The following is an 18,908-nucleotide window of genomic DNA, read 5'->3' as shown; positions in this document are numbered from 1 at the left end:
TTAAATTGATTGCTATAAATATTTCCATAAATGGTGAAAATGATGTACCGGGCCATGTCCTTTTCCTACATTGCTGTCTTTGCTATGCAGCATTGCGCCATGCAGATATGACTTGGCTTTTGTGCACGCCATAAAAGTAGAAAAGCCTTGAGCAATAAAGCTTGCTATGCCTGCGGATAAAGTACATCCCGTACCATGAGTGTTTTTAGAATTGATACGCGGTGCAGATAACGTTTCTGTAATGTCATGCGATAAAAATAAATCATCTGAGGTCGCAGCGTCTTCATGTCCTCCCTTCAAAAGAACAGCTCCGCATCCTAAATCGAGTAACTTTTGCGCTAATGTCTTTTTGTCGTAATTTCCTGGTAATAATGTTCTTGCTTCAGGCAAATTGGGGGTAATAATATTTGTAATTGGTATCAATTTTGTTCTTAACGCTTCCACAGCATCAGCTTGCAAGAGAGGATCACCACTTTTTGCCACCATCACTGGATCTAAAACTATTGGAATGCCTTTTGCATGCCTCATTAAGAAAGCAGTCACGAGCTCTATGATCTCAGTAGAGAAGAGCATGCCAATTTTTATCGCATCTGGCCTTATATCATCAAATATAGCTTCAAGCTGCTCATGGATGCATGAAAGCGGGATATCATAACAGCCGCGTACACCACAAGTATTTTGCACAGGAATGGCGGTGAGGACAGTCATCCCATAACATCCTGTTGCAGAAAATGTTTTAAGATCAGCCTGAATGCCAGCACCGCCAGAACCATCAAATCCTGCAATAGATAAACTTTTGTATTTCATAACCTTTCTCCAAAATGCGCAAAATGATTGACCGTAATTTCGACAGGCTTACTGTTTTGTTTGAACGACAAACCATCTCCATCAGTGATATGCCCAACAACCTTTAAGCCATAACCAAAGCTTTCCATAAACCTATGGGATAATTCTTCAAATGCGTCTTGATGAATTGTCACGAGCAATCCATAATCTTCTCCACCTTCCAAAGCAACTTGCACAGACACATTAAGGCGTAAGTGATTTTGCAAAAGATCGATATCGAGGACTGCATGCTTTCCCGCACTTGAAGCTAGACGCTTCAAATCGATATAAAGCCCATCAGAAATGTCCATCATGCTGTTAACAGCACGCAGCTTTCCTAGCCATATTCCTTCTTTAATTTTGGCTTCTGGATGCAAGAAGCTATTGATGTATTTCGTATCTGTAGTCAGAGATTGCTCTAAGCCCAAATGTGCAAAGCCTAAATTTCCTATTATACAAATCAGATCTGAAGCTTGTGCACCGTTTCTATATTTAATATTAGATTCAGGGGCTGTTCCGATGGCTGTTATATTGATAAATAAGCGTTCTTTAGAGGCGGTAGTGTCTCCGCCAATCAAAGTGACGCCAGCATTTTGGCACTTAGCAGTTAATGAATTTAAAAACTTGGGTGCATAGTCCTGCAAGCGACTTGGGATGGAAATTTCACATAAAATATATAAAGGCTCTGCTCCCATAGCCGCTATATCGCTTAAATTGACGTGCAGAGCTTTATGTGCAAGATCTTCTGGGGAAAAGTAAGAAGTGCGAAAATGCACATCTTCTATGAGCAAATCTTTACTAATCACATACCTATTGCTCCCATTTAGATTAGGTAGGACAGCAGCATCGTCACCGATAAACCCATCGGCGCTAGCGGCCTGCAAAGCTTTAATTATTTTATCTTCTTGAATCATACAAATCTCTCATTAATGCAAAATCTGGGTCATGTAATTGATCCAGAAACGCTACCTTGAATGTTCCAATTGATTGCTGCTTTTTTGATGCTATTTCTCCGCAAATAGCAAAGTAATGTGCGGCTATGACAGCAGATTCAAAAGGATCTTCCACAACGGAGACAAATGCTGCGATTACTGCTGTCAGGCTGCAGCCCATACCTGTAACCATTTGCATAAGAGGCGAACCAAATGGCACCTCAATTGATTTATTTCCATCTGTGATAAAATCCACCGATCCGCTAACTATCACAACCGCGTTATTCTGTAGGCTTAAGCGTTTTGCAATGGATACAGCTTCATCTGTCGTATTATTGGCTTCAACTCCATAGGTTGTGTGCGTATTACCTGCGAGTGATATGATTTCGCTACTATTACCTCTGATGAAATTTGAAAAAGGCAGAATAAATTTTGAGGTCTCAGTTCTTATGATCGTGGCACTGCTGCCCACAGGATCAAAGATAAGAGGTTTATTGTGTTCTTTGGCGATCTCTATCGCTTTTTTAGCTAGCGCAATAAAATCATGATCAAGCGTTCCTATGTTGATATAGAGGGCCGATGCCATTTTGACTAGTTCTTCAATTTCATCTTCGCACGTACTCATAATTGGTGCAGCGCTAATGCTGAGTAAACTATTTGCAACAAATTCTACTGTGACAAAGTTTGTAAGGCATAGTATAAGGGGGTTTTTACTCCTAACCTTAGCTAAAGCTTTTTCCATTTTATCTATCATTATTTGCCTCATTGATGATTTTTATTAAATTCTTTGTTGTTAAAAAAGGATCTGCTGCTTGATGAAATGCGCCTATGGCTGCTATTCCGTTCGCACCAGAATTTATAACAGAAAAGGTATTACTTTCATCTATTCCTCCTATTGCTATAATAGGGTGAGATGGAATGAGAGAAGCTTGACGCAGTCCACTTAAGCCCCATATAGTTTCAACATCAGGTTTGTTATTAGTTGGGAAAATGGCGCCTACTCCTATATAATCTATAGGCAGAGTTCGTGAGTTTTGAATTTGTTCTATTGTATTTACGCTTAAGCCAATGATTTTATCTGCCCCCAAGATGGATCTTGCTTTTTCAATTGTCGTATCTGATTGACCTAAGTGAACTCCGAAAGCGCTAAGTTTTATGCAAAGATCAACATTATCATTGACGATTAAAGGAACGTTATATAAATCCAGAAGACGTTTTAATGAGCTGCCAAAATCCAACAAATCTTCTCCTGGCAAGGATTTTTCTCTAAGCTGTACGCATGTGATACCAGCTTTGAGGCACACTTCAATACACTCGAGATAAGGAGCTGTAGGGATATTACCTTTATTTGTGACTAATGTAAGTTGCCAAAAATTTTCTTTCATAATCTTCCTTATATTTTTCTACAAAGGAAGATATAAAAGCACTTAAGAGCCCAGAATGAAAGCCAAACGTGGGAATTCAGATGCTTCACACTCCCTCCGCAGGCATTAACCAGAGCAGGTTTTAGGGTATTTCTCAGCCTTCGAAGCAAATTTATTTCGCCCCTAAAGCACCCCCGGTGAATAAAAATTCTAAGGATATTATACTTAGAATGTATAATTCATCAAGCTAAAAATTGATGATCGAAATACATGCTCAAGTTATGCATTACCTAATTACACCACCATATGTAAAAGTTTAAGTAAGCTGTAAATAGAATCCATGACAGATAAGGAATCATCTGTAGCGAAACTACTTTGATTTTTCGGTAAGCTAGGCAAATAAGCCACAGACCAGAATATCCATGGCGACCAAAACGATGAGGGAAAGTCCCGTGAAGTGATGGTGGAAAAACAAAGGCGCCCTGCTCCAGTTTAAAATGAGCTGGGTCACGTATAAGGTTTTGATCACCCTTAACTTAGGAAATGAAGACGCACGCCAAATTAGCTAGTCACAAGCGCCAATAATGCCGTATAAAATAGTCCAAGCAATTGGAAATACATAATTTGGCGGCGTCAGGGTGGAACGATGTAAGGTGCTATACCAAGTGCTAATCTCTGGCTTGGTAAAAGAGCCAATGACTCCTCCTATCGCGATCAGCGCCACGATCTAGATGATTTAAAAGAAGCGGGTTTTATTTTGCATTTTTCGTTTTAAACTACTTAGGAAATGGATCTGGAAGGTTTTGGTGGATGAGGGGATTTGATAAGTAATCTTTAATAAGGCATGCATCAAGCTGCTTTTTAATCATTGCTTTAAAATCACTTCCATCTGGCCAATTCTTTTTAGGAGTCGCAATCCACCAACGACAAATACCTTGATTGCGTACAAAGGCTCCTGCTTGTGATACTTCCCCTACAAAATCAGGTCGTGTTGAAATCCAAAAGAAACCCTTTGCACGTAAAACACTAGGTCATTCCTCTTTGAAAAAATGATGTATTTTTTTGGGATCAAAAGGCTCCCTTGCCCGATAAACAAAGCTCGTGATGCCATATTCTTCTGTTTCTGGAGTGTGATTTTTAAAATCATATAATTCTTGCGCCCATAGGGGATGATCTTGGGCTTCTTCAAAATTGAATAAGCCTGTATCCATAATTTCACTCAATGATACTCTAGATTCTGATGTCGCTATAATTTTTGCTTTAGCATTCAGACCCCTTACAATAGGTTTTATGTCATGCATTTGCGACTCTGACACAAGATCACTTTTGTTCAAAAGAACGACGTTCGCAAATTCGACCTGTTCAATAAGAAGATCCACAAGAGTTCGTTCATCTTCATCGCCAAGGCTTTCCCCTGTATCTTTTAAAAATTTTGTTGAACTATAGTTTTGAATAAAATTGGCAGAATCCACTATTGTGACCATGGTATCTAAAACAGCAACATCTGACAGACTATGCCCATCCTCATCTCGAAAATCAAAAGTAGCTGCAATGGGTAAAGGTTCAGAAATTCCTGTGCTCTCAATAACAAGATAATCAAATTTTCCCTCATCTGCTAATTCACGCACCTGCAACAGAAGATCTTCACGTAGTGTGCAACAAATACAACCATTGCTCATTTCAACGAGTTTTTCTTCTGTTTTAGAAAGATTGCTGCCGCTACGTTCGACTAAATCAGCATCAATATTCACCTCGCTCATGTCATTCACAATGACCGCGACTTTTAGGCCTTCACGATTGCCTAGAATATGATTTAAAAGGGTTGTTTTTCCTGCACCCAAGAACCCTGACAAGACAGTTACAGGGAGTTTTTTTATTTAAAGCTTGCATTTAAGGATCACCATTTGCTTGATTTATCTAGTGTTATAATATAACACTTTATACAGGATTACTTAAAAACTCAAGAGAATAAATTGCTGAATATACCAAGTGTTTTAGAAGTGAACAGTCTTACTGCACTTTCTCATTTTAAAAAATCACCGCATCAATTAGGTATTATAAGACGTCAAGCACCCAAAAATTATCATGTTTTTTTGAGAAAATCATGCAGTATCCTTTTAATATATTCGATAAAATCTATAAAAAAACTGCTGAAATTGATATTAAGGAGATTCTTTTAGAGGTCATTTCAAATGATCTTCGCCTTGATCCTTGCTATGAGAATTGGATTATGGATATGGGAAATATCACAAAAGCGTTTTGCAACATTCTGGACACTGCTGCTGTGGGATTTTGGCTAGGATCAAAACGTGGATGTAAACGTTATCACGTCGATAATGTCCCTTTGCGCATGCTTGTAACCTATACTGGTACGGGAACAGAGTGGTTGCCTCATGAAACCGTTGATTTAGAGTCTTTTGAAAGGGGAGAACCTAATGAAAAGATTGTCATCAATCAATCAGCTATTCAGTTTCTTAATCCCTGGGATATTTCTGTGTTTAAAGGCGGGTCCAAAGGTATATTACATCGTACACCTGATGAAGCCATGAAAGGATCATCACTTTTAATGAGGCTCGATCATCCTTCTTTTTGGGAGAAGATTAATCAACAAAACCAGAGCCATGTAAGCTCATTGTAGTCATTATGAAAAACAAATGCTTATGGAGATATTATGAAAATCAACCAAGATCTCACTCAACAAGCGCAAATGATTTGCGCAGAGAAAAAAGAGCGTTTAACACAACCAAGGCTAGAAGTTCTGAAAATTATATCTCAAAGTCAAAAGCCTTTAGGAGCTTATGAAATTCTTAACAAATTGGCAGAGGTTCTTGATTCACCAAAGCCCCCTACAGTTTATCGAGCCATTGATTTTTGGGTATAAATGAGCTTTATTCATCGCATTGAAAGTCTTAATGCTTATGTCATTTGTCACGCTGATCACGTCCATCAGGGCGCACAATTCATGATTTGTGATGACTGCGGCACAGTATTAGAAGTACATCTTGATGACATGATTCACCTGTTTCAGCGCCATTTAGATGAGGGTACTTTTCTTCCGTTGAAATGGAATCTTGAAATTCACGGTCAATGCAGTAGCTGTCGCCCTCATTAATTTAAGTGCCACAAAAAGTTTGATAGACACGTTCACTTGGATTTGGTGGCAATGTATAGGATTGCAAAAGGCTTCGGTTGTTATACGGCGATTTAATAACCTCTAGCAGTACATAAAAATCTTTGAAATCACCATTGTTGGCAGATTTTAAAGCCTCTTCTACTTTGTGATTGCAAGGAATAATAGTCGGATTAATATTCTTTTAAAAACTTAAAAATTGAACGGATAAACTTGCATCAAGAGCCCGTCTTTCTTGCCATCGCATATACCAATCCTCAAATGATCTTTGTGCATATATTTTTCCTTAAGGTTTTTTCTCTTCCATTAAATCAAGAAACGTGTTGGTATAATCTGCATGATTTTTCTCCATCCATGTCAATAAGTCTGAGATAAGCTGTTCATCTTTTTCGTGATTTTGATGTAACCCGATCTTAGCACGCATCATTTGAGCCACTTTTGTTGATAAACATCTGCAAATCGACTCATCACTTCTCCTATCATATCTTTGGCTGTATAGTGATTATGATGAATAAAGGGTAATAAAGTTATAGCTAATTTTGTAATATTCCACTGTGCAATTTGAGGTTGATTTCCATAAGCATAACGCCCCGAATGATAAATGGAACTAAAAACAGTATGAGGATGATAGGTGTCCATAAAAGCACACGGACCGTAATCAATCGTTTCGCCCGATACAATCATATTATCAGTATTCATCACACCGTGTATAAAGCCGACACGCATCCATCCAACAATCAAATTGATTTGTTTTTCTATGACAATCTCTAGGAATCTTAAGGCTTTATCTTTGTCCTCAGCTAAAAAGGGATAGTGACGTTTAATGGTACAATCTAAAAGGACTTGTACAAAATTTATGTCCCCTTGAGCAGCCGCAAATTCAAATGTCCCCACTCGAATGTGGGATGAGGCAATACGGGTTAAAACAGCACCAGGCAATAAAGTTTCACGCATAACGGGATTACCTGTAGCAACAACAGCCAAACTACGCGAAGTAGGGATGCCAAAATAATATATAGCCTCCGATACAATATATTCACGCAGCATAGGTCCAAGAGCTGCTTTTCCGTCACCACGACGGGAATAAGGTGTTTGCCCCGACCCTTTAAACTGTATGTCAACTCTTTCTCCTTGTTGTGTAATATGCTTACCCCACATCAAAGCACGACCATCACCTAAATGAGTAAAATGACCAAACTGATGCTCTGCATAAGCCTGTGCAAAGGTCTTGGTGCTACCTGGCATCTGATTGCCTGAGAAGAGCAGCTCCAATTCATAAGGGCTCATATGAGAAAAATTCAGCCCTATGGTTTGAGCTAAATCGGTATTTAGTATGACTATTTCGGGAGACGCACAAGGAAAGGGATCGCAATACGTATAAAACGATCTTGGCAACTGGGTATAGGTTGTTTCGAATTGAAAGCCGCAATCTTTTTTCATAACTCCATCTCCATAACGGTTACTGGGTGAAACTTAAATTCATCCATACCGATTTTCCTCCATCCAAGACGTTCGTAGTATTCTGGTATGGTGGGATCAAAAGCAAACAAGTACAGCTTTTCAAAACCAAGCTCTTTTGCTTTCAGTACAGTCACATCAATCAGCATCTTGCCAATGCCTTGCTTTTGATATTTTGGATCAACGACAAGTGAACCGAGCCAAGGATTAAGATCTGGACGAATGTCATCATTTTCACGCAAAGAGCACATGCCAACCGGTAAATCGCCATCTAATGCAATAAAAGTGATTGACAAAGCTTGGGTCTTCAAATGATCTGCAAATCTTGTGATAACACGTTTGATAGGAATATCAGGCACCCAGATTTTACCCAAGACTTCATGCCAAATGTGAGCGAGGGCTGGTATAGTGTTGGGATGGTTTGTAAGAAGTTTGATTTTGATCATACAATACCTCCTACAAACCACTCAGATGCAATAGATAGACTTTGTTCGCTCAAAAACTTGCGTTTTGGCGGGTCATGAGCACAGCATACAACAAGGGTTTGTGTGGTGCCTTTAGTTTTAGCTGCAGCTTTGAGCCCTTCAATTAACTTATGCCCAACAGATTGCCAAAGGTTCTCGGATTGCACACAGAAATCATCTATCATCAAAGTCAGCCCACCTGGATTATAAACTTCTGGAGCACTTATTAGCTTGCCAATCACAAATCGAAGGATTTCTTTGGCATCGCTTTCTGCAGTGAACATCACATGATTTTCGTCCTCCAGCAGTTCTGTAAACCAATGTTTTTGCGTATTATCTCCTTCCTCTCCAGCATAACGCCAAAATTGTGGTTGGGCCTTTTCATACGCTAACCTCTTGGCTTTTGAGAGTGCAACAATGGTAGAGATATCAGTAATCTCAGATGTACGTACGACAAACTTGGGAATTATATTTTGATGGATGCTATTTTGCGTATCAAACTCAAAAATGATTCTTCGTGGGCAATGCTCATCATATGTAACTTCTTTGATTTTCCTATTAAAAGCGCCATAGGTAAATTCACTGATAGACTTTTCCCAAAACTTTAAGGCTGACTGATTATTAGGGATAACAGAAACTTCCCACCTGCCGGTATGCATATTCCATACCTGTTTAGCAACACGAGTAGCAATGCCCGCACCTTGGAATTTAGCGATAATAAAAAACTCACCCATGTTCCAGGTGCTTGTAGAATTTTCAGTTGCTTGATTCAGCAAAACAAAGCCGGCTATCTCATCATAAACTTTAACTAAATAAGCTTTTCTGGATGGTTCTTCAAAGTAATTTTTAAAGTCAAAGCTCTCATAAAGACCATCTTCCGGAATAGCCCAATCAGATGAGATCGAGCCGCAGTCTCTTGATAAATCATAAACGTAGAAACGCGCCATGTTTTGAATGCGCGGATAATCACCCATAGTTGCTTGAATAATCGAATTTTTTGGCTCAAATTTTTTGATGAGCAAATGATGAAGTTTTCCTGCGCCACTTACATCACCTTCCATCATGAAATCACACACATGTTTGAATCCCGCTTTCATATAAACATGCTTTGCACGTAGATTAGCGCTATCAGGATCAATCAAAAAAGTATCTGCTTTTGGATCGATAGATTCTCTGAAAAAATCGATAAAGTCAGATAATGTTTGAGATCCGTAACCCTTGCTAAAAAATTTAGAATTACCGATCATGTAATCAAGGCCATAGGTATGACCTATTTTAGAAAGTCTTTTGAGTTTTTCTTCGCCTATAATGTGTGGCTCGGTAAGCCAGTTAAATATGGTATCTAAATGAACTCCAGTTACTTTTTCAAATTTAACTTTCATAGATCTTATTCCAAATATAATTTCATGCCTTCGTAGCTAGCTTCGAAGCCAAGTTTTTCATAAAAATGTTTTGCTTTTGGTCGTTTTTTATTCGTTGTGAGCTGGGTGATAGAAATATTATGTCCTTTGGCATAACTAATGGCTTGATCGAACATCCATCTTCCTATTTTCTGCCTCTATATTTCCCTGCGACCCTTACGGCTTCTATTTGCATACGGGTGCTGCCAATAAAAGTGAGTGATGGCATAATGGTGAGGTGGCAAGTACCGATAATTTCATCATCGTTTTCTACAACCATTAAATATTGATTTGAATCAGAATCAATTTCATGAAAGGCTTTGATGTAGTTTTCTTGCACCGCAGCTGATTTTGATTCTCTTGTGCTCCCTAGTTCATCTTCTAAGAGCAGCTCTATAAGACGTGGTAAATCAGCAATTCTTGCCTTTCTGTGAGTAAGATTTTTCATAAATTACCTTTGAATTTTTGTATAAAACGTTCCATATGGGGATCTGACTTTGAGTGAGGCACCTCATCAAGATGGAACCAACGGATGTTATTGAATTCCTCTTCGTCAAACTGATAAGTGGCATGATTATCTCCTTTGAGCACATACCATAAGCTTACATCTGCATGACCCGCTGTTAAGCCTACTGTTGATGTTGACGCGATAAAGAATGGGTCAGGGATCCAAAAATCAGTTTGCGCACCTAGTTCTTCTAAACATTCCCGTTCAACTGTAGTTTTGGATCTTCATCAATTTCTACATGCCCTCCAGAGGGGAGCCAAAGAAGTGCTTTCTTATGATCACATAAGAATATTTTTTGGTGAACGTCATCGAAGAGTACAAAATAAGATACTAAATGTTTATTTGGGACATCAGGCTTTTGAACCCTAAAAATAGGCGCGCCACTTTCAATCCAAGAGAGCGTATCATGAATATGTTTTTGTTCAACATCGTCATAAGGGATAATGGCGCTGATAAGGGTATGAATATGTTCCCTGATGGGGTTACTGTGCAAAGCAAGGTTTGTTGTCATATCATCACGCTCCTACCATTTTCCAATCTGAATCATTATTAAAATGGTTTAGCATATCAATCAGGTCGCCTGCATTTAAAGCAATCGGCACATCTAATAATTGAATATTATGTCGATACCAATCAAACCCCGCGTGACTTCCTCCTAAAAATCCAACCACATCCATGCCAACATTTTGGGCTGCTTTGATCCCTGCCATACTGTCTTCAACAACCAAACAGTTTTGTGGAGAGACTCCCATCCGCTGCGCAGCAAATAAAAACAGATCAGGGAATGGTTTTCCTCTTTTGACTTGAGAAGATGTGAAAATGGATTCTTGTGTAAAAAAGTGATCTTGTTTTGTCTTGGATAAGGATGTAGGTAGTCAAATAATTATCCGGTGCGATTTTTGTGAGCTAAAAGCCTTTTGCTTCCCAAATATCTTGATAATCTGGGTTGTTATACCGCTCGAGTAGCGTTTCTATGACGTCTTGTTTGGTGTAGACATTGCCTGATGCACCAACTTCCCAAAACTCATCACACATTTGGTTTTCGATATCTTGCTTTGTTTTTCCAAATTTTTCAGGATCATAAAAAATCGGCTATCTTGATTTAAGTTCATCAAGGATTTTGCTTTTATCGAACGCTCGTGGCCCTATGCTTATGTTTTCGTTCTCTTCCACATTCACTCGATCATTGTGAGAATCAGGGCATGAGATGACAAGAAAACGAACAGAGTCTTTGGATTTGTTCAATACCTGATGAACGGCCCCGGCTGGAATTTCAATTCCCTGATTATTGTCTAGTTTATATTCGTGATCATCTATCTCAATGTAAAGCGTTCCATTTAAAACATAAAAAACTGTTCTGTTAGATTGTGAAAATGTTTAACCTCTAATCCGCCAGGCGGCATCATTTCTTCGATGACGGTAAAATTACCACCTTTTTTAAGCCACCAACCATCACAGAGATTTCCCCATACGAAATGTTCCACATTATTGACTGAAACGACTTTGTTTTTTTAAAAGCATCCACACCTCTGTAGTATCTGCCTGTTCTGAAACCATTTTGAAACCTGCTTTCTCGTAGCATTTAACGGCAGCAACATTATGGCCTGTTCTAAAATGAAGTGCAACACCTTAAAGTGTTTGTTGAAGAGACAGACACAGAAAGGTATTGCTAATGAAAATATACAAACAAATTGGAGCGGAAGAAAGGGTTAAGATTATCCGAATGAGAGGAGAATGGAAGAGCGTAAGGCAGATTGCCTGCGTGTTAAAGCGTTGTCCATCAACGATTTCCCGAGAGTTGCGTCGCAATTAGGCGCCCCCCGGAGAATATTGGCCGGATACGGCTCAACAATTGTGCGATCAACGTCGCAGGCGCATCAGCCGATTAGATCGAAATTTGGCATTGCAAGATTTTGTGGTCACAAAACTTATCTGCCATGGGTGGACACCCGAACAGATTGCTGCGTGGCTAAAATATCAACAAAAGGAGCTGACATACGTGAGCCATGAGACTATTTATCGGTGGATCTATGCGCCATTCTCCGCCCCAATAACGAACCTCGAGACCGGTTTTGCAAAAGCCCAGTAAAATCAAGGGTTCTGGACATGCGTACCTTGACGACCGACGTTCGCATCTAACGGAGAAATGGAGAATAAAAAGGGATATTTTGGGGTAAAATCGGTGATTTTGTAATTCTCTAAGTATGCATGTGGTAAGCGACTAAAACGTGCTAAAGCCTATGAATACTGGGATTCAGAGGGTGGTTTGATAATTTTAAAAATGACGCCCAAAAAGTTCGAGGGCTGTAAACTGGCGGAGAGGAAGAGATTCGAACTCTCGATAGTCGTTAAACTATACACGCTTTCCAGGCGTGCTCCTTCAACCACTCGGACACCTCTCCAAAGAGATATTAAGTATACAGCAAAAGCTTATATTTTCAACTTTTAGATAATCATCACGCCACCAGAAACAAACATCAAAATTATAAATAAACTCTTTAGAAGCTTAGGTGAAATTATCCCTAAATAATTAACTGCCAAAAGACTACCTGCTAATGCAAATATGCCCGACGATACTAGTAGCGGAATATTTAGATAACCAAGTGTTGATGGTACATTAACGCTAATTCCATAAGTAAGTACAAATACGGCTACTGATGAATTTATAAGCACACAGACACTAGTTATAGCTATAGCTTTTTTGATATCAGTACCAATTTTTATAAAAAACATTGTTGCAAACGTTGTCGAACTTGCCAAAACACTCAAAACACCACAAAAACTAAAAATACTATATCTAGCACTTCTAGGTAATTTGACAACCTTATTATCATTATGCAATATCATCCAGATACCACTACCAAACAATAATATTGCAAAAACTATTTTCAAAAGATCTGTATTTATTTGCTTTGCGACTATTGAGCCTACTAGCGCCCCTACTGATAAATATAATAAGTAATACTTTAATTCCCCCAAGTGTATATTACCCTTACGATAGTGCTTATATGTTGCTATAGAACTTAAAAATATAGACATCCCACAACAAGTTGCTATAGATATTTGCATAGCAAAGTCAGCTCCATAAGTATGTACAATTATAAAATAAAAAGCTGGAACAGCTATTAAACCAGCACCCCCACCAAGTAGTGTAGAAATAAAACTAGCTACAAAACCGACAATTGCTCCTAATATGATTAACATTATTTTTCCCTATGATTATTTAAGATAGTTATAGACAGTAGCTCGACTAATATTTAGTGCATTTGCAATGTATTTACTAGCATTCTTCCCATCTAGCGCGCCTTGTTTTTTAAGTTCTAAAATCAAATTTTTCTTTTGATCTCTAGTTAATTTATCAATTGATAAATTATTATCTATACAATATCTCTGAACAAAATTGTTAATTTTTTCATAAAAAGTATCTATAAAAAGACTCTGTTGCTGCTGAGACATTTGCATATTGTTATTATTTAGAAACACGTTTATTAAGTTTTGATATCTATCAAATACAGAAACATCTAAATTTATACATAATGTTCCAATAACATCATTTGTTGAGCTTTTAATTACAGTGATAATACATTTCATTTTGCGCCCATCATAATTTATTTTGTCGTACGGCCCTATTACAAAATCATTATATGCATCTAAATCTATATGGTCTAAATATGATATATCTCCAATTTCTCTTTTAGAGATAGGATTAAAAATTGCTACTATCTTGTTCTTAGATAAATCATGAATTACAACTTCTGCAAAAGGATGCAAAAGCCTACTTATAGCCTCTGTGACATTTATAAATTTTTCTAACTCAAGATTCATTTTGATATCTAAAACCATATTTTTAGATATATTAGTATATTTTAGACTTTTTTGTCAACAAAATGTTTTAAGAAGATTTAAACTTAGTACTGCGATATATATTTACAAAGTTAACAATTATAGGTCCAATAATATTCTGCCAAATTGCATAAAAAGTTGCAGCAATAGCTGCTTGATTACCAAAGAAGGTCAAAGCTATTACAATCCCTAAACCAACATCTAATATGCTAAACTCAAATAGCAAAGCTAATCTACTATCAAAATCAAGACCCAAAACTTTACCTATTAAATATCCAACACATTAGCAAATATACGAAGGATAGTAACGCTCAAAATAATATCTAAAGGCACAAGTATAATAGCGTCTTTATTTAAAGCTGCTACAACCATTACTATTAGCATAATCAAGAGTATTGGAATACTGGAGATTTTCTTCAAAGTTGAATCATTTAGTTTAGTAAATTTACTAATTAAAATTCCTAAAACAATTGGTAAGATAACTATTATTGTCATTGTTTCAAACATATCAAACCAATCTAACTTAATATTTTTTGCAAAGAAAAAATAAATGATCAATGGCATAAATACTGGTGCTAACAGCGTAGTCAAAAAAAATTAAACTAACAGTAAGTGAAATATTTGCTCTAGCTAATAAAGCCATAACTCCAGAAGCTGTGCCTCCAGGACAAGCTCCTACAATAACTAAACCTATTAAAGCTGTTAAGCTCAACCCAAAGAGCTTACCAATTATAAAAGCTGCTATTGATGTAACAGTTAATTTTAGCACTAATATAATGAGCAGCTTTCCACTTAGGTTAGCGACTTTTACAAAATCTTTTGCTTGTAGATGAAGTCCTATTACCAACATAATAGTAGCCAACAAATAAGTAATATATGGCTTTAATGGTATAAATATGGAAAGTATTGATATCGCTAAAACAACCCCTGCCATAACTATAATCGCAAAATATTTTTGCGATAAAGTTCATTTTTATAGTTATTACCTAATTTTTTCAAACCATTTTATATACTAATTAAAGATAAAAATAGATTTACCTCTTTTATAACATCGAAAATAAGAAACAAGTTTGGAAAACTATAACAGCTTGATATAATGAATTTGTTAGACTATTAATCCATAAACAAACAACAACCTTGTGAGGTAAATTATGATGAAGAAAAAACTAATAACAATCGCAACTCTTTTAGCTGCTTCAGTGGCGATTACATCATGTACAGCCGAAGCTGTAGCTATAACTGGTCTAGTCTTAGCCAGCGTTGCTGTGGGTGCTTTAGCATATAAATGGATGGAAAACCCTGATGCGTACAATGCTTATGCTAAAAATAGAGAAACCGTATTCTCTACTGCCACAGAAGTATTAAAAGAAAATAATTATACTACAAAAGAACAAACAATTGATGAAAAAAAATCTGAAATCAAAGCTGTTTCGCCAACAGGTGATTCTATTAATATAGTAGTTCAATCAGCTAAAAACAATCCTAATCAATCAGCTATTTACATTAAAGATGATAGTAAAACTGATGCAACAATCATACTTAATCAAATTAATCAAAAACTTGCAGATTCAAAGTAAACTATTTTACAAATAAGTTTTACTAAAAAATAATTCTTTTTTTTAGTGAATTTTTTCTATTTTTCATATTAACAAATAGCGACTTACTTATAACTTCGGCTAGATTAAAATATTCATCATGTTTTAATATTTACTTTTTATTTTTTGATCTACGACATTTTTCAGAACAGTATTTTACCTCATCCCATACTTTTGCCCACTTCTTACGCCAAGTAAATAGCAGACCACAAACGATACAATTCTTTGTCGAGAGATGCTGTTTTTTCATATTCGCAAATCCTCAAGAAATTTTTTACTATCTTGCCTAATTAGTTCTTTTTTCTCATCAGTTATCTTTTCATAAGATTTATATATCATTGCTAAGCGTGAATTATTAGCTAGCTTTGTGTTATTTCTCGCTAAAAAATCCCAATATAAGTAATTAAATGGACAAGCATCATCTCCATTTTTCTTACTGACTTTATAACCACAATTATCACAGTAATTAGACATCTTTTTAATATAGCTACCACTTGCAGCATAAGGCTTACTTGCCAAATGTCCACCATCAGCAAAAAGCACCATTCCTGATACATTTGGTAGCTCGACCCACTCATAGGCATCGGCATATACCAACAAATACCTCTCATTGACATACTTAAGATCAATCCTAGCTAATAATGCAAAATTACCCAAAACCATAAGTCTTTGAATATGATGAGCATAGGCATTCTGTTTAGTTTCTTTGATACATTGATGCAGACAATTCATTTTGGTATCAGCATCCCAGTAGAAATTAGGTAGCTTACACGTAGCTTCAAGATAATTCATATCGCGATAATCTGGCATTTTCAACCAATAAACTCCACGCACAAACTCTCGCCAACCAAGAATCTGACGGATAAAGCCCTCAACGGCATTTAAAGGAGCATTGCCATTATAATATGCGCTTTCCGCAGCTTTGATACATTCTAAAGGTAGCAGTAAGCCACTATTGATATATATAGAAATATGTGAATGATACATCCATGCCTGCCCCTCAAGCATTGCATCCTGGTAATCTCCAAAACTGCTAAGTCTTTCTTTAACAAATAAATTTAGTGCTTCGAGCACCCGCTCTCTAGAAACAACATAATTAAATGGCCAATATCTCCAAAATTATCAGCGAATGTTTTCTCGACTAACTTAATTACTCGCTTAGTTATATCATCTGCTTTACTCTTATATGATTTTGGGATTTGCATATCAAAACTTGGTGTTTTACGGTTTTGACTATCATAATTCCACTGGTTACTTCCCGGCTTACCATCACTATCAAGCAAAATATTATGCTTAGTACACATATAACGATAGAAATATTCCATACGTAATTGCTTGTAACTTTTTGACCATTTTGAAAACTCATCTATTGTAGCTAATAATCTATCATCTGTGCGTATTTCAACATCTATTGAAAAATCTTTTTGCCAATTTTGGATATCTTTTAATACTCGATATTCACCTAGCTCAGTTACAATAACCTTTTGTATGCTAAGCTTTTCAACAACCTTCTCAACTTCACTATAAAATGAACCTGTATTTTTTGGATCATCTAGTTTTGTATAACAAACTTTATAGCCTAATTTATGTAACTGCAGTGCAAAATGGCGCATTTCTGAGAAAATGTACACCAGCTTCTTTTTATGATGTTTAACATAGCTAGCCTCTTGCATTACCTCACACATCATTACAACATCATTTGCTTTATCACAATCTCTCAAGCTAGAAATACTTTGTGAAAGTTGATCTCCTAGAATTAGGCGTAAAGTCCTCATTAGAATAATTCTCCTTGTATACTCTCGACCTTGTGTTCCGTAGATTTTATTTTTCTAGGCTTTTTCCTACTAGCATGTTTTTTGACAATATTTTTAGTTTCTTGGCTATTCTTTGAGTCTTTTCGAATTTTATAAATATTATCCGCTGCAAATTTCCGTGCCTGTTTTTCATTAACAATTGGATCAGGATAGTCTACAGCATTATGCTTTTCTAACCATGGAGTATGAATATTTTCATCAGTTACATTTTCTAGCTCAGGTACCCATCTTCTAATAAATTCACCTTTAGGATCTTGATCTATGCTCTGTTTAATCGGATTATAAATACGGATACTATTTATACCAGTAGTTCCAGATTGCATTTGCACCTGTGAATAATGGATACCTGGTTCATAGTCAGTAAATAATCTTGCTAGATATAATGATGTAACACACCAATCCAACCACAAATGATAGCTTGCAAAACTCATAAGCATCGCTCGCATCCGAAAGTTTAACCACCCTGTTGCAATTAAGGCTCGCATACACGCATCTATCATCGGATAACCAATATTACCAGCTTTCCATGCCTCAAAATATTGATAATTTAGCGGCTCTTTGCGTAGTTGATCATAAGCTGAATGCAAATTTTCATATTCAATACTTGGTTGATCCTCTAACTTCTGCATAAAATGACAATGCCAGCGCGGGCGCGATAAAAATGAACGCATTGCACTTAACCATTTTGTTTTATTTTTTATACTACTAGCTTTGATTTCATTTTTACGATGATTAGCTAACTGATACACCTCTCGAATTGAAATAGCTCCAAAAGCTATATATGGAGATAATCTCGAACAGCTTCTAAAAGCTGTCAGAGGTGAAGACATCTCTTTAGTATAACCACAACCTCTTTGATATAAGAAACTATCAATAATTCTAAGTGCACGAATTCGACCGCCTTTTTGTCTTTTGTAACAATTATCATACTCTAAACCAAGGCTCTCAGCAGTAGGTATTTTAATTTAATTTTCGCAAATAAACTTAAGTTTGGTAGGCGCTTTTATAATCTTTTCACTCATCCGTTTATGCCATAACAAAGCCCTGTTATCTCTATCAGCTAAACAACGAACTACTCCATTTTGATATGGTTCGTGTCATGTAATATTATTTTGTTTGAAAAAACTCTCAAGTTTAATATCACGTTGATATGTTCAGTCATTCCAAGTTTCTTGATGCGACCAAACATTCTTGATAGGATGTTTTTGTATTAACTGCTCAAAAACCTCTACAGCATCACCAATCATTAAGATTAAAGGTTGTCCGTATAGCGGTAAAGCATCTCCTTTTTCAGATGCTAAAGATAAGGCTAAGTTATCATTTATGCGTAAATCACGCTTAAACCAAACCACTTGCATTTGTATGATTTAACCTTTTTTGATGTTTTGCAACTCTTCCGGTTACTCTTTTTCGCCAAAGCCTAAAGCTACTCAGCTTAAGATTATTTCGCATAATCTTTATAACCTGAGGTTCTGATAACCCTGTTATATTTTTGATTGCGTCAAATGATGTTTTATCACGCCATGCTATTTCTATAATTTCACTAGTTGTTATATTTCTATCATTCATAATAAA

General features: G+C 36.7%; 19 protein-coding genes, 1 tRNA gene, 7 pseudogenes and 1 riboswitch. Of the genes and pseudogenes, 4 read left to right on the top strand and 23 right to left on the bottom strand.

What is annotated here, in order from left to right:
• Positions 1-12 precede the first annotated feature (12 nt).
• The 6 genes and pseudogenes from thiD to FNO12_RS01845 form a co-directional block, all read right to left on the bottom strand.
• The gene (gene thiD / locus FNO12_RS01875) at positions 13-807 is read right to left on the bottom strand and encodes a bifunctional hydroxymethylpyrimidine kinase/phosphomethylpyrimidine kinase (RefSeq protein ID WP_014714454.1); all 795 of its coding nucleotides are present in this window, start codon (positions 805-807) and stop codon (positions 13-15) included.
• Positions 804-1,739, bottom strand: a complete 936-nt coding sequence (gene thiL, locus FNO12_RS01870) for a thiamine-phosphate kinase (RefSeq protein WP_014714453.1) — start codon at positions 1,737-1,739, stop codon at positions 804-806. Before thiL ends, thiD begins: the two co-directional genes overlap by 4 nt.
• Entirely contained in the window at positions 1,723-2,511 is a 789-nt protein-coding gene (thiM, locus tag FNO12_RS01865) for a hydroxyethylthiazole kinase (protein ID WP_014714452.1), read from the bottom strand. Before thiM ends, thiL begins: the two co-directional genes overlap by 17 nt.
• Positions 2,501-3,142 (bottom strand): thiamine phosphate synthase, encoded by a 642-nt coding sequence (thiE, locus tag FNO12_RS01860; protein WP_014714451.1) that lies wholly within the window; start codon positions 3,140-3,142, stop codon positions 2,501-2,503. Before thiE ends, thiM begins: the two co-directional genes overlap by 11 nt.
• A gap of 73 nt (positions 3,143-3,215) precedes the next feature.
• Positions 3,216-3,327: riboswitch (TPP riboswitch) on the bottom strand.
• Positions 3,328-3,512: 185 nt separating this feature from the next.
• Positions 3,513-3,845 (bottom strand): annotated as a pseudogene (locus FNO12_RS11695) (TspO/MBR family protein).
• Positions 3,846-3,897: 52 nt separating this feature from the next.
• A pseudogene (locus FNO12_RS01845) lies at positions 3,898-4,998 on the bottom strand (GTP-binding protein).
• Between the two features lie 227 nt (positions 4,999-5,225).
• Here FNO12_RS01845 and FNO12_RS01840 point away from each other — a divergent pair.
• A complete protein-coding gene (locus FNO12_RS01840) occupies positions 5,226-5,759 on the top strand; it encodes a DUF1826 domain-containing protein (RefSeq protein ID WP_014714449.1) in 534 nt (177 codons plus the stop codon).
• A gap of 33 nt (positions 5,760-5,792) precedes the next feature.
• Entirely contained in the window at positions 5,793-6,002 is a 210-nt protein-coding gene (locus FNO12_RS01835; RefSeq protein WP_014714448.1) for a helix-turn-helix domain-containing protein, read from the top strand.
• 535 nt (positions 6,003-6,537) lie between these two features.
• Here the strand turns inward: FNO12_RS01835 and FNO12_RS01825 are convergent.
• From FNO12_RS01825 to FNO12_RS09515, 9 genes and pseudogenes are all read right to left on the bottom strand, one after another.
• Positions 6,538-7,691 (bottom strand): annotated as a pseudogene (locus tag FNO12_RS01825) (protein adenylyltransferase SelO).
• Positions 7,688-8,155 carry a GNAT family N-acetyltransferase gene (locus FNO12_RS01820; RefSeq protein WP_014714445.1) on the bottom strand — a complete coding sequence of 156 codons (468 nt, stop codon included), beginning with the start codon at positions 8,153-8,155 and terminating at the stop codon, positions 7,688-7,690. The pseudogene FNO12_RS01825 and the gene FNO12_RS01820 overlap by 4 nt, the downstream one beginning before the upstream one ends.
• Complete coding sequence (locus tag FNO12_RS09735; RefSeq protein ID WP_014714444.1) at positions 8,152-9,555, bottom strand: GNAT family N-acetyltransferase; 1,404 nt, start codon at positions 9,553-9,555, stop codon at positions 8,152-8,154. The genes FNO12_RS01820 and FNO12_RS09735 overlap by 4 nt, the downstream gene beginning before the upstream one ends.
• Before the next feature lie 5 nt (positions 9,556-9,560).
• Positions 9,561-10,021, bottom strand: a pseudogene (locus tag FNO12_RS01805) (GNAT family N-acetyltransferase).
• Positions 10,018-10,242 carry an NUDIX hydrolase gene (locus FNO12_RS09725; protein ID WP_231138697.1) on the bottom strand — a complete coding sequence of 75 codons (225 nt, stop codon included), beginning with the start codon at positions 10,240-10,242 and terminating at the stop codon, positions 10,018-10,020. Before FNO12_RS09725 ends, FNO12_RS01805 begins: the two are co-directional and overlap by 4 nt.
• Before the next feature lie 29 nt (positions 10,243-10,271).
• Positions 10,272-10,592 carry an NUDIX hydrolase gene (locus FNO12_RS09720; RefSeq protein ID WP_041257279.1) on the bottom strand — a complete coding sequence of 107 codons (321 nt, stop codon included), beginning with the start codon at positions 10,590-10,592 and terminating at the stop codon, positions 10,272-10,274.
• Between the two features lie 4 nt (positions 10,593-10,596).
• Complete coding sequence (locus tag FNO12_RS01790; RefSeq protein ID WP_080574382.1) at positions 10,597-10,902, bottom strand: HAD family hydrolase; 306 nt, start codon at positions 10,900-10,902, stop codon at positions 10,597-10,599.
• Positions 10,903-11,173: 271 nt separating this feature from the next.
• Positions 11,174-11,398, bottom strand: a complete 225-nt coding sequence (locus FNO12_RS11690; protein ID WP_371806990.1) for a cupin domain-containing protein — start codon at positions 11,396-11,398, stop codon at positions 11,174-11,176.
• Between the two features lie 85 nt (positions 11,399-11,483).
• Positions 11,484-11,663 (bottom strand): hypothetical protein, encoded by a 180-nt coding sequence (locus FNO12_RS09515; protein WP_155105470.1) that lies wholly within the window; start codon positions 11,661-11,663, stop codon positions 11,484-11,486.
• A gap of 90 nt (positions 11,664-11,753) precedes the next feature.
• Here FNO12_RS09515 and FNO12_RS11685 point away from each other — a divergent pair, with 90 nt between their 5' ends.
• A complete protein-coding gene (locus tag FNO12_RS11685) occupies positions 11,754-11,894 on the top strand; it encodes a helix-turn-helix domain-containing protein (protein ID WP_080574380.1) in 141 nt (46 codons plus the stop codon).
• A gap of 499 nt (positions 11,895-12,393) precedes the next feature.
• Here the strand turns inward: FNO12_RS11685 and FNO12_RS01775 are convergent.
• From FNO12_RS01775 to FNO12_RS01760, 4 genes and pseudogenes are all read right to left on the bottom strand, one after another.
• Positions 12,394-12,483 (bottom strand) — tRNA-Ser (locus FNO12_RS01775).
• 43 nt (positions 12,484-12,526) lie between these two features.
• Complete coding sequence (locus FNO12_RS01770; RefSeq protein ID WP_014714439.1) at positions 12,527-13,285, bottom strand: sulfite exporter TauE/SafE family protein; 759 nt, start codon at positions 13,283-13,285, stop codon at positions 12,527-12,529.
• A gap of 15 nt (positions 13,286-13,300) precedes the next feature.
• Positions 13,301-13,924 (bottom strand): helix-turn-helix transcriptional regulator, encoded by a 624-nt coding sequence (locus FNO12_RS01765; RefSeq protein ID WP_014714438.1) that lies wholly within the window; start codon positions 13,922-13,924, stop codon positions 13,301-13,303.
• Positions 13,925-13,973: 49 nt separating this feature from the next.
• Positions 13,974-14,895 (bottom strand): annotated as a pseudogene (locus FNO12_RS01760) (bile acid:sodium symporter family protein).
• Positions 14,896-15,075: 180 nt separating this feature from the next.
• Here FNO12_RS01760 and FNO12_RS01755 point away from each other — a divergent pair.
• Complete coding sequence (locus FNO12_RS01755) at positions 15,076-15,501, top strand: DUF3568 family protein (protein WP_014714436.1); 426 nt, start codon at positions 15,076-15,078, stop codon at positions 15,499-15,501.
• 130 nt (positions 15,502-15,631) lie between these two features.
• Here the strand turns inward: FNO12_RS01755 and FNO12_RS01750 are convergent, their stop codons facing one another.
• The 4 genes and pseudogenes from FNO12_RS01750 to FNO12_RS01735 form a co-directional block, all read right to left on the bottom strand.
• The gene (locus FNO12_RS01750) at positions 15,632-15,769 is read right to left on the bottom strand and encodes a DUF2256 domain-containing protein (RefSeq protein WP_014714435.1); all 138 of its coding nucleotides are present in this window, start codon (positions 15,767-15,769) and stop codon (positions 15,632-15,634) included.
• Positions 15,766-17,294 (bottom strand): annotated as a pseudogene (locus FNO12_RS01745) (cryptochrome/photolyase family protein). Before FNO12_RS01745 ends, FNO12_RS01750 begins: the two are co-directional and overlap by 4 nt.
• Positions 17,294-18,691 (bottom strand): annotated as a pseudogene (locus FNO12_RS01740) (cryptochrome/deoxyribodipyrimidine photo-lyase family protein). The pseudogenes FNO12_RS01745 and FNO12_RS01740 overlap by 1 nt, the downstream one beginning before the upstream one ends.
• Positions 18,672-18,902 (bottom strand): TIGR03643 family protein, encoded by a 231-nt coding sequence (locus tag FNO12_RS01735; RefSeq protein WP_014714434.1) that lies wholly within the window; start codon positions 18,900-18,902, stop codon positions 18,672-18,674. The pseudogene FNO12_RS01740 and the gene FNO12_RS01735 overlap by 20 nt, the downstream one beginning before the upstream one ends.
• Between the last annotated feature and the right edge of the window lie 6 nt (positions 18,903-18,908).

Source organism: Francisella orientalis FNO12 (genome assembly GCF_001042525.2).
Taxonomy (GTDB): domain Bacteria; phylum Pseudomonadota; class Gammaproteobacteria; order Francisellales; family Francisellaceae; genus Francisella; species Francisella orientalis.
The sequence above is the reverse complement of the archived record's forward strand: the minus strand, read 5'-3'. Positions and strand labels throughout refer to the sequence as shown.

Bases quoted from the DNA above. Each gene is read 5' to 3' on its own strand.
- FNO12_RS01765 (WP_014714438.1), bottom strand. From the start codon at position 13,924: ATGGTTTTAGATATCAAAATGAATCTTGAGTTAGAAAAATTTATAAAT.
- FNO12_RS01820 (WP_014714445.1), bottom strand. From the start codon at position 8,155: ATGATCAAAATCAAACTTCTTACAAACCATCCCAACACTATACCAGCC.
- FNO12_RS01755 (WP_014714436.1), top strand. From the start codon at position 15,076: ATGATGAAGAAAAAACTAATAACAATCGCAACTCTTTTAGCTGCTTCA.
- FNO12_RS01835 (WP_014714448.1), top strand. From the start codon at position 5,793: ATGAAAATCAACCAAGATCTCACTCAACAAGCGCAAATGATTTGCGCA.
- FNO12_RS09735 (WP_014714444.1), bottom strand. From the start codon at position 9,555: ATGAAAGTTAAATTTGAAAAAGTAACTGGAGTTCATTTAGATACCATA.
- thiM (WP_014714452.1), bottom strand. From the start codon at position 2,511: ATGATAGATAAAATGGAAAAAGCTTTAGCTAAGGTTAGGAGTAAAAAC.
- FNO12_RS01770 (WP_014714439.1), bottom strand. From the start codon at position 13,285: ATGTTAATCATATTAGGAGCAATTGTCGGTTTTGTAGCTAGTTTTATT.
- thiL (WP_014714453.1), bottom strand. From the start codon at position 1,739: ATGATTCAAGAAGATAAAATAATTAAAGCTTTGCAGGCCGCTAGCGCC.
- FNO12_RS01840 (WP_014714449.1), top strand. From the start codon at position 5,226: ATGCAGTATCCTTTTAATATATTCGATAAAATCTATAAAAAAACTGCT.
- FNO12_RS01735 (WP_014714434.1), bottom strand. From the start codon at position 18,902: ATGAATGATAGAAATATAACAACTAGTGAAATTATAGAAATAGCATGG.
- FNO12_RS01750 (WP_014714435.1), bottom strand. From the start codon at position 15,769: ATGAAAAAACAGCATCTCTCGACAAAGAATTGTATCGTTTGTGGTCTG.
- FNO12_RS09515 (WP_155105470.1), bottom strand. From the start codon at position 11,663: ATGCTACGAGAAAGCAGGTTTCAAAATGGTTTCAGAACAGGCAGATAC.
- FNO12_RS09720 (WP_041257279.1), bottom strand. From the start codon at position 10,592: ATGACAACAAACCTTGCTTTGCACAGTAACCCCATCAGGGAACATATT.
- thiE (WP_014714451.1), bottom strand. From the start codon at position 3,142: ATGAAAGAAAATTTTTGGCAACTTACATTAGTCACAAATAAAGGTAAT.
- thiD (WP_014714454.1), bottom strand. From the start codon at position 807: ATGAAATACAAAAGTTTATCTATTGCAGGATTTGATGGTTCTGGCGGT.
- FNO12_RS11685 (WP_080574380.1), top strand. From the start codon at position 11,754: ATGAAAATATACAAACAAATTGGAGCGGAAGAAAGGGTTAAGATTATC.